The following is an 8,782-nucleotide window of genomic DNA, read 5'->3' on the forward strand; positions in this document are numbered from 1 at the left end:
AACGTAGTCGTATTCGGCCCAGTGGCTGATTTCGTCCTGCGCGCGCGCCATGCGCCCGGCGATCACCTCGGCACTGTCTTGCCCACGGGCGCGTAGACGGCCCTCCAATGCGGCAATCGACGGCGGCAGGATGAAGATCGAGACGACATCGCGCCCAAGCGCAGAGTTGCGCACCTGTTGGCCGCCCTGCCAGTCGATATCAAGGATCACATCGCGCCCGGCCGCAAGCTCGGCCTCGATCGGCGCGCGGGGCGAGCCGTAGAGGTTGCCGAACACCTCGGCATGTTCCAGCATATCACCACGCGCCGTGGCCGCCTCAAAGCCTGCGCGATCCATGAACCAGTATTCCTTGCCATCGGTTTCACCCGGTCGCGGTGCGCGCGTGGTGGCCGAAACCGAAAAGCGCAGACCGGGATCCTTGGCCATAAGGCGGCGGGCCAGCGTGGTTTTGCCCGCGCCCGAGGGCGAGGACAGGATGATCAGCAGACCACGGCGGGGGTTATGCGTCATCGCTCACTCCAGATTCTGGATCTGCTCGCGCATCTGGTCGATCACATGCTTAAGGTCAAGCCCGATCGCGGTCAGCGCAGCCGAGCCGGACTTGGAACAAAGCGTATTGGCCTCGCGCACGAACTCTTGGGTCAGAAACTCTAGCTTGCGCCCCACCGGGCCGCCTGCGGCCAGATGTGCGCGCGCGGCTGCGACATGGGTGCGCAACCGGTCGATTTCTTCGGTCACATCGGCCTTGATCGCCAACATGGCAAGTTCGGCGGCAACGCGTGCAGGGTCAGCACCCGGTGCCGCATCGGCCACGCGCGCCAGTGCTGCGCGCAGGTTTTCGGCAACCTCGGGGCGGCGCGCCTCGGCGGCAAGGGCGGCGTCATCGGTCAGCGTGGCGATGCGGTCGATCTGTGCACCCAGCACGCGTGCAAGCGCTGCGCCTTCGGTGCGGCGCATTGCATCGAAATCGTCCAACAAGGCGGCAAGATCTTGCAGCACCGCCTCGCGCAACGCGACCGGGTCGGGCGCTTCGGCAACGACTTGCTGTGTCACCCCGCGAAGGCCCAGCACTTGCGCCGCCGAGGTGCGCGCCAGCTCCAGCCCCTGCCCTGCGGCCTGCGCCTCGGCAGCGGCCAGCGCGGCAAGCGCTGCCGTCAAGCCGGGCGGGTTGATCTGCAAGGTTTCGCTGGCGGCACCCGCCGAAAGTTTCAGGCCCAGTTGCACCGAGCCGCGCGCCACCACACGCGCCACCGCCTCGCGCACCCCCGCTTCGAGCCCGTCGATACCCTCGGGCAGCCGCAACCGAAGGTCGAAGCCCTTGCCATTGACGGCGCGCAGATCCCACGCCCATTCCATGCCCGCTCCGGCACCCTGCCGTGCTGCGAACCCTGTCATGGATCGCGGACTCGCCGCCTCTGCCTGATTAACCATTTGTAAACTTTCCTCACCTTTTCGCCGCAGGACGCGCTAGATTCATCTTGCGGTAACGATGTCGCGCCGGGCCTAGCACAGCAAGCGCGCCAGCGACAGAGCCGGGGGATTTCTCTGGGGCCGTGCGGAGGGTTTTGGTATGATCGACAAGGTTGCAGATGACGCTGGAACGGTTGTGACACTCGCCACGATGGAGGGCGGAATGCGGTTTCGTGCCTTGGGCGAAGTGCGCGCCTATTGGGAGGCGCTGCGCAAGGGGCGGCGTGTGCCCGCGCGCGCCGATGTAGACCCGCGCGGCATCGAGAGCGCGCTCGAATATGCCTTCATCGCGGAACGCATCGCACCCGGTATGGCGCGATTTCGGCTGGCGGGTATGCATCTGAACGATCTGATCGGCATGGAAGTGCGCGGTATGCCGCTTTCCTCCTTCTTTGCCCCCGAAGCGCGCCATCGCATCGGCGAGATCATCGAAGAGGTATTTCAGGGCCCATCCGCCGCAGAGCTGGTGCTTTCCGGCGAAACCGGCATCGGCAAGCCGCCGCTGGCGGCACGGCTGTTGCTATTGCCGCTGCGATCGGACCTTGGCGATGTCACGCGCATACTCGGTTGTCTGGTGAGCGATGGTCAGATCGGCCGCAACCCGCGCCGCTTTCTGATCGACGCGGTGCACGTGGCCGCAATCACCGCAGGCTATCCGACAGAGTTTGGCGCGGCCGCGCCATCCGGCCCGCAGGCGGATGAAATTGCGCCCGAAACTGCTACCGCCCCGCAGCCGGGCTTTGCCGAACCAGCCGCCCGCTTTGCGCTGCCCAGCAAAAGCCCCGAAGAACGGCGCGCCCAGTTGCGGCTGGTGGTCAAGAACGATTAGGCCAAGGGCACCGCGCGAAACCCTTTCCGCGCGGTGCGATATTTCATATGGCCGCGGCGCGGCGTTGGTCGCGCAGGGTCTGAAGCTCTTCTGCCACCAGAAACGCAAGTTCCAGCGACTGGCTAGCGTTAAGCCGCGGGTCGCAGGCGGTATGATAGCGGCTCGAGAGGTCTTCGTCGGTCACCGCGCGCACACCGCCCGTGCATTCGGTCACGTCCTTCCCGGTCATCTCGAAATGCACGCCGCCCGGAATCGAGCCTTCGGCGCGGTGCACCGCAAAGAACTCGCGCACCTCGCGCAGCACCGAATCGAACGGGCGCGTCTTGAAGCCCGAGGGCGACTTGATCGTGTTGCCGTGCATCGGATCGCAGGTCCAGACCACGCTGGCACCCATCTCGCGCACCGTGCGGATCAGGCGCGGCAGATGTTCGCCCACCTTGCCCGCGCCGAACCGCGCGATCAGCGTCAGCCGCCCCGGTTCGTTTTCGGGGTTGAGCTTTTCGATCAGCATCTTGAGATCGTCCGAGGTAAGCGACGGGCCGCACTTCAACCCGATCGGGTTCTGCACGCCCCGGCAAAAGGCGACATGCGCGCCGTCGGGCTGACGCGTGCGATCTCCGATCCACAGCATATGGCCAGAGCCTGCCACCGGCAGCCCGGTCGTCGAGTCGATCCGGCAAAGTGCTTCTTCGTATTCCAGCAACAAGGCTTCGTGGCTGGTGTAGAAATCGACCTGCCCAAGTTCGGGCGCGGATTCAGACGTCACCCCGGCGGCGGCCATGAAGGCCATCGCGTCGGAAATGCGCAGCGCGATATCACGATACCGTTCGGCATCGTCATCATCGGTGAAACCTGAAATCCAGTTCTGCACGCGGTGGATATCGGCAAAACCGCCGGTCGAGAAGGCGCGCAACAGGTTCAGGCTGGCTGCGGCCTGCGTATAGGCCTGCAACATCCGCCCCGGTTCGGGCAGGCGCGCGTCAGCGGTAAAGTCGAAGCCGTTGATGATGTCGCCGCGGTAGCTTGGCAACTCGACCCCGCCAATCGTCTCGACCGAGGCTGAACGCGGCTTGGCGAATTGCCCCGCCATGCGGCCAACCTTGATCACCGGCACCTTGGCGCCCCAGGTCAGCACCACCGCCATTTGCAGCAACACCTTGAAAGTGTCGCGAATATTGTCGGCTGAAAACTCTGAAAAACTTTCGGCGCAATCGCCGCCCTGCAACAGAAATGCGCGCCCTTCGGCCACTTGTGCCAGCGCCCGCTTGAGCTTGCGCGCTTCACCGGCAAAAACCAGTGGCGGCATACGGCCAAGCTGCGCCTCGACGGCGCTCAGCGCGATCGGGTCGGGGTAATCTGGCATTTGCAGCCGCGGCAGCTTGCGCCAATCGGATTTGGTCCAGGCCGTGGTCATCAGGCGTCCTCTCAGGTCTTTGCGCTAACGGGGCGCGTTATACGCGGCCAAGAGGCATTGCGCAAATGCGCAAGCGTGTGTCCCCTTGCGGGGCAGAGCAAAGCCTGTATTGGTTGCTGAAACGACATAAAGTGGTCGCAAATGCGTAGTCCATCACCCATTGTCGCTGCGCGCAAAGCACCAGTTGCGCCGCCTCGGCCCCGCCGTTTTGTATTTCTGCTGCTCGATCGCTTCACGCTGATCGCCTTTGCCTCGGCAATTGAACCCTTGCGGCTGGCAAATCAGGTCAGCGGCAAAAAGCTTTATTTTTGGGTGCTGGCGGGCGAAGGCGGGCAAGAGGCGCGGTGTTCGAACGGCACGGTCGTGCGGCTTGACATCGGGCTTGAAGAGATTTTGCGCGACGACACCGTGGTGGTTTGCGGCGGGCTTGATGTGGCCGAGGCAACGTCAAAGCCGATCCTGAATTGGCTGCGCCGCGAGGCGCGGCGCGGTGCCGCGATCGGCGCGCTTTGCACCGGTGCTTGGGCGGTGGCGAAGGCTGGGCTGCTGGAAGGGCGACGCGCCACGATCCACTGGGAAAATCAGGACAGTTTCGCAGAAGATTTCGAGGACGTGCGGCTGACCAAATCGGTTTACGTAATAGACGGCAACCGCATGACCTCGGCGGGCGGGACCGCCTCGATTGATCTGATGCTGCGTGTGGTCGCGCAGGACCACGGCGAGCAATTGGCCAATACCGTGGCCGACCAGCTTATCTACAATTCGATCCGCACCGACCAAGATAGTCAGCGGATGTCGATTCCCACTCGAATCGGGGTTCGGCATCCAAAACTGGCGCAGGTGATCGCGCGGATGGAAGCCAACCTAGAAGACCCGATCAGCCCCGCCAAACTTGCCGAAGACGCCGGCATGTCCACCCGTCAGTTGGAGCGGTTGTTCCGCCGCTATCTCAACCGCAGCCCAAAGCGCTACAATATGGAGATTAGGCTGCAAAAGGCGCGCAATTTGCTGATGCAGACCGAGATGAGCGTGATTAACGTGGCGCTGGCCTGCGGATTTGCCAGCCCGTCGCATTTTTCCAAATGCTACCGCGCGCAATATGCCACCACGCCCTACCGCGAACGAGGCACTTCCGGTGCCCCCAGCGAAGCAGAGGAAGGGTAGCGCGCAACGACGCAACGTTGCGCGCCATTGCCGCGCACGAAAGTTGTTTACGGCGCTTTTCTTTTACAATTGTTGTCACTAACCTTCCTCGTCAGGACAACGATCCAACAAGGGAGCCTATTATGAAGAAGTTGCTTTTGGCGAGCGCGGCAATCGCGCTCGTGGCCGGTGCTGCCGGTGCCGAAGAAATCAAGCTGGGCATTTCGGTCGGCTTTACCGGGCCGCTCGAGTCGCTCGCGCCGCAAATGGCGGCGGGTGCTGAAATGGCGATGGCCGAAGTCACGGCCTCGGGCCTGCTGCTGGGTGGCTCGACCGTGGTTGCGGTGCGCGGCGACTCTACCTGCATCGACGCTGCGGCAGCGACCGCTACGGTAGAACGTCTGGTGACGGCCGAGCGCGTGCGCGGCATCGTCGGCGGTATGTGCTCGGGCGAAACCACGGCCAGCCTGCAAAACGTCGCCATGCCGAACGGTATCGTGATGATTTCGCCCTCGGCCACCTCGCCCGCGCTCTCGACGCTTGAAGACAACGGGCTGTTCTTCCGCACATCGCCGTCGGACGCGCGTCAAGGCGTCGTGATGACCGAAATCTTGCTGGAGCGCGGCATCAAGTCCGCCGCAGTCACCTACACCAACAACGACTACGGCAAGGGCTTGGCCGACAGCTTTGCCGCAGCCTACACCGAAGCAGGCGGCACCGTGACGATCGTGCAGGCGCATGATGACGGCAAAGCCGACTATTCGGCCGAAGTCGGGGCGCTTGCGGCTGCGGGCGGCGAGATTCTGGTGGTTGCGGGCTACATCGACCAAGGTGGCGCGGGCATTATCCGCGGCGCGCTCGACGCCGGCGCGTTCGATCTGTTCGAGTTCCCCGACGGCATGGTCAGCCAAGCGCTGGAAGACAAGTTCGGCCCGGAAATCACCGGCTCGTTCGGCCAGAACCCGGCAGCCGCTGGCGCCGGCCGCGACGCCTATGTCGCAATGGCAACGGCTGCGGGATACGATGGCACCTCGGCCTTCTCGCCCGAAAGCTATGACGCGGCTGCGCTGATCCTGCTGGCGATGGCGGCGGCTGGATCGTCCGATCCTGCGGTCTACAAAGACAAGGTCATGGATGTGGCCAACGCCCCGGGCGAACCGATCCTGCCGGGCGAACTGGCCAAGGCGCTGGAAATCATCGCGGCGGGTGGCGATGTCGATTATGTCGGCGCCACGGCTGTCGAACTGATCGGACCGGGCGAAAGCTCTGGCTCCTATCGCGAGATCGAGTTCCAAGACGGTAAGCTCAACGTGGTCAAGTACCGCTGAGACCGCAACGAACGCAGCGAACAGCCCGGAGAAATCCGGGCTGTTTCACTGAAAATCAAGCCCGCGACGGGCGCGCTTCATGCCAAACATGAAGATCGGGGGATGCATGATCCGGGTCGAGCACCTGCATAAGCATTTTGGCGGCTTTCGCGCCGTCGATGATGTCTCAATCAGTATAGCGAAAGGGTCGATCACCGGTTTGATCGGTCCGAATGGTGCGGGTAAATCTACGCTTTTCAATGTTATCGCTGGCGTTCTTCCGCCGACATCGGGGCGCGTGACGATGGCGGGCGAAGATATTACCGGCCTGCCGCCGCATGAATTGTTTGGCAAAGGGCTGCTGCGCACCTTCCAGATTGCGCAAGAGTTTTCGTCGATGACGGTGCGCGAGAACCTGATGATGGTTCCTTCTGGCCAAGCGGGCGAGACGCTTTGGAACGCGTGGTTCGCCCGCGCACGTATTCGCGCCGAAGAGGCTGCGCTTTCCGCCAAGGCTGACGAAGTGCTCGATTTTCTGACCATCTCGCATCTTGCTGATGAAAAGGCGGGCAATCTTTCGGGTGGGCAGAAAAAATTGCTCGAACTTGGCCGCACGATGATGGTCGAAGCGAAGATCGTGTTTCTAGATGAAGTCGGCGCAGGCGTGAACCGCACCCTGCTCAATACAATCGGCGATGCGATCGTGCGATTGAACAAGGAACGCGGCTACACCTTTTGCGTGATCGAGCACGACATGGACTTTATTGCGCGACTTTGCGACCCGGTTATCGTCATGGCTGAAGGGCGCGTGCTTGCCACCGGCAAATCGGACGAGATCATGCAAAACGAGGCGGTGATCGAGGCCTATCTGGGCACCGGTTTGAAAAACAAGGTGCGGGAGGGGCTGGCATGAGCTTCCTCGTCGCAGAGAACATGACCGGTGGCTACGGCGCCGCCGACATTCTGCACGGCTGCACATTGCGCGTCGAAAAGGGCCAGATCGCGGTGATCGTCGGCCCGAACGGCGCTGGCAAATCTACCGCGATGAAGGCGGTGTTTGGGATGCTGAAGCTGCGCGGCGGTCATGTGATGCTGGAAGGCGAAGACATCACGGCACTTACCCCGCAGGCGCGCGTGGCCAAGGGCATGGCCTTTGTGCCGCAAACATCGAACGTGTTTCCCTCGATGAGCGTCGAGGAAAACCTTGAGATGGGCGCGTTTCTGCGCCGCGACAACGTTGCTGCGACGATGGAGCAGGTCTACGCCCTATTCCCGATTCTGAAGGAAAAGCGCCGTCAGGCCGCGGGCGAACTTTCTGGCGGGCAGCGCCAGCAGGTGGCCGTTGGCCGCGCACTGATGACCGAGCCCAAGCTTTTGATGCTTGATGAGCCGACCGCAGGCGTCTCGCCCATTGTCATGGACGAACTGTTCGACCGCATCATCGAGGTGGCGCGCACCGGCATTTCGATTCTGATGGTCGAACAAAACGCACGTCAGGCACTTGATATCGCCGATATGGGATATGTGCTGGTGCAAGGCTCCAACCGCTACACCGACACGGGCGAGGCCTTGCTGGCCGACCCGGACGTGCGGCGCACGTTCTTGGGGGGCTAAGCGATGATCGCACCGCACCTGCCCCCGTGCCGCACCGCGCCCGCCCATTCCATCGAGAGGCACTGACATGGATTTTCTCAACGCCATCGTGACGCTTCTCAACTACGTCATCGTCCCGGCATCGGCCTACGGCGCACAGCTGGCGCTGGGGGCGCTGGGGGTGACGCTGATCTACGGGATCCTGCGGTTTTCCAACTTTGCACATGGCGACACCATGGCCTTTGGCACCGCCGCCACCATTGTCGTAACCTGGGGGCTGCAATCGCTTGGGGTCTCAATTTCGCCGCTGCCCACGGCGCTGCTGGCGCTGCCCTTTGGCATCCTCATCACCGCCGCGCTGATCTTGGGCACCGACCGGGCTGTCTATCGCTTCTATCGCGCCAAGAAGTCTGCGCCGATCATTCTGGTGATGGCCTCTGTGGGCGTGATGTTCGTGATGAACGGGTTGACCCGCTTTTTGATCGGCGTGCGCGAGATTCAGTTCGATGACGGTGTGCGCTTTGTCATCAATGCGCGCGAGTTCAAGGCGGCAACCGGTTTGGCCGAAGGGTTGGCGCTGCGCTCGACACAGGTGATTACGCTGGTAACCGCGGTGCTCGTGGTCTGGGCGCTTTTCTGGTTTTTGGGCCGCACGCGCACGGGCAAGTCGATGCGCGCGTTTTCCGACAACGAAGACCTTGCCCTGCTTTCGGGCATCAACCCCGAAAAAGTGGTGGCCGTAACCTGGATCATCGCCGCCGCTATCACCACAATCGCAGGCACGCTGTTCGGCCTTGATAAAAGTTTCAAGGCTTTCAACTACTTTCAGCTTTTGCTGCCGATCTTTGCAGCGGCCATCGTGGGCGGGCTTGGCAACCCGATCGGCGCGATTGCGGGGGGCTTTGTGATTGCCTTTTCAGAGGTGGCGGTCACCTTCGATTTTCGCAGGGTGGTGGCCTACCTCGTGCCCGGCGACTGGACGCCGAGTGGGCCGATCCAGCTTTTGTCCACTGAATACAAGTTCGC

At 62.7% G+C, this 8,782-nt stretch carries 9 protein-coding genes; 6 read left to right on the plus strand and 3 right to left on the minus strand.

Annotation, left to right across the window (positions count from 1 at the left end; genetic code table 11):
• Together gmk and ABY403_RS09890 are read right to left on the minus strand one after the other, a co-directional pair.
• The coding region (gmk, locus tag ABY403_RS09885) for a guanylate kinase (RefSeq protein ID WP_372840629.1) at positions 1 to 510 on the minus strand (510 nt) is incomplete at its 3' end.
• A 3-nt stretch (positions 511 to 513) separates the two neighbouring features.
• A complete protein-coding gene (locus tag ABY403_RS09890; protein ID WP_372840630.1) occupies positions 514 to 1,395 on the minus strand; it encodes a YicC/YloC family endoribonuclease in 882 nt (293 codons plus the stop codon).
• 175 nt (positions 1,396 to 1,570) lie between these two features.
• On the opposite strand from ABY403_RS09890, the gene ABY403_RS09895 reads away from it, so the two are divergent.
• On the plus strand, positions 1,571 to 2,299 hold the full coding sequence (locus ABY403_RS09895; protein WP_372840631.1) for a PAS domain-containing protein: 729 nt from the start codon (positions 1,571 to 1,573) through the stop codon (positions 2,297 to 2,299).
• 43 nt (positions 2,300 to 2,342) lie between these two features.
• Here the strand turns inward: ABY403_RS09895 and ABY403_RS09900 are convergent, their stop codons facing one another.
• Positions 2,343 to 3,713 (minus strand): class II 3-deoxy-7-phosphoheptulonate synthase, encoded by a 1,371-nt coding sequence (locus ABY403_RS09900; RefSeq protein WP_372840632.1) that lies wholly within the window; start codon positions 3,711 to 3,713, stop codon positions 2,343 to 2,345.
• A gap of 141 nt (positions 3,714 to 3,854) precedes the next feature.
• On the opposite strand from ABY403_RS09900, the gene ABY403_RS09905 reads away from it, so the two are divergent.
• The 5 genes from ABY403_RS09905 to ABY403_RS09925 form a co-directional block, all read left to right on the plus strand.
• The gene (locus ABY403_RS09905; protein WP_372840633.1) at positions 3,855 to 4,877 is read left to right on the plus strand and encodes a GlxA family transcriptional regulator; all 1,023 of its coding nucleotides are present in this window, start codon (positions 3,855 to 3,857) and stop codon (positions 4,875 to 4,877) included.
• Positions 4,878 to 4,999: 122 nt separating this feature from the next.
• Positions 5,000 to 6,184, plus strand: a complete 1,185-nt coding sequence (locus tag ABY403_RS09910) for an ABC transporter substrate-binding protein (RefSeq protein ID WP_372840634.1) — start codon at positions 5,000 to 5,002, stop codon at positions 6,182 to 6,184.
• Positions 6,185 to 6,290: 106 nt separating this feature from the next.
• Positions 6,291 to 7,076, plus strand: coding sequence for an ABC transporter ATP-binding protein (locus ABY403_RS09915; protein ID WP_372840637.1), 786 nt, complete (start codon positions 6,291 to 6,293; stop codon positions 7,074 to 7,076).
• Positions 7,073 to 7,777, plus strand: coding sequence for an ABC transporter ATP-binding protein (locus ABY403_RS09920; RefSeq protein ID WP_372840635.1), 705 nt, complete (start codon positions 7,073 to 7,075; stop codon positions 7,775 to 7,777). The genes ABY403_RS09915 and ABY403_RS09920 overlap by 4 nt, the downstream gene beginning before the upstream one ends.
• A gap of 67 nt (positions 7,778 to 7,844) precedes the next feature.
• Positions 7,845 to 8,782 (plus strand): branched-chain amino acid ABC transporter permease (locus tag ABY403_RS09925; protein ID WP_372840636.1); only part of this gene is annotated, 938 nt, incomplete at its 3' end.

Source organism: Phaeovulum sp., assembly GCF_041596715.1.
In the GTDB taxonomy this organism is placed as follows: Bacteria; Pseudomonadota; Alphaproteobacteria; order Rhodobacterales; family Rhodobacteraceae; genus UBA6213.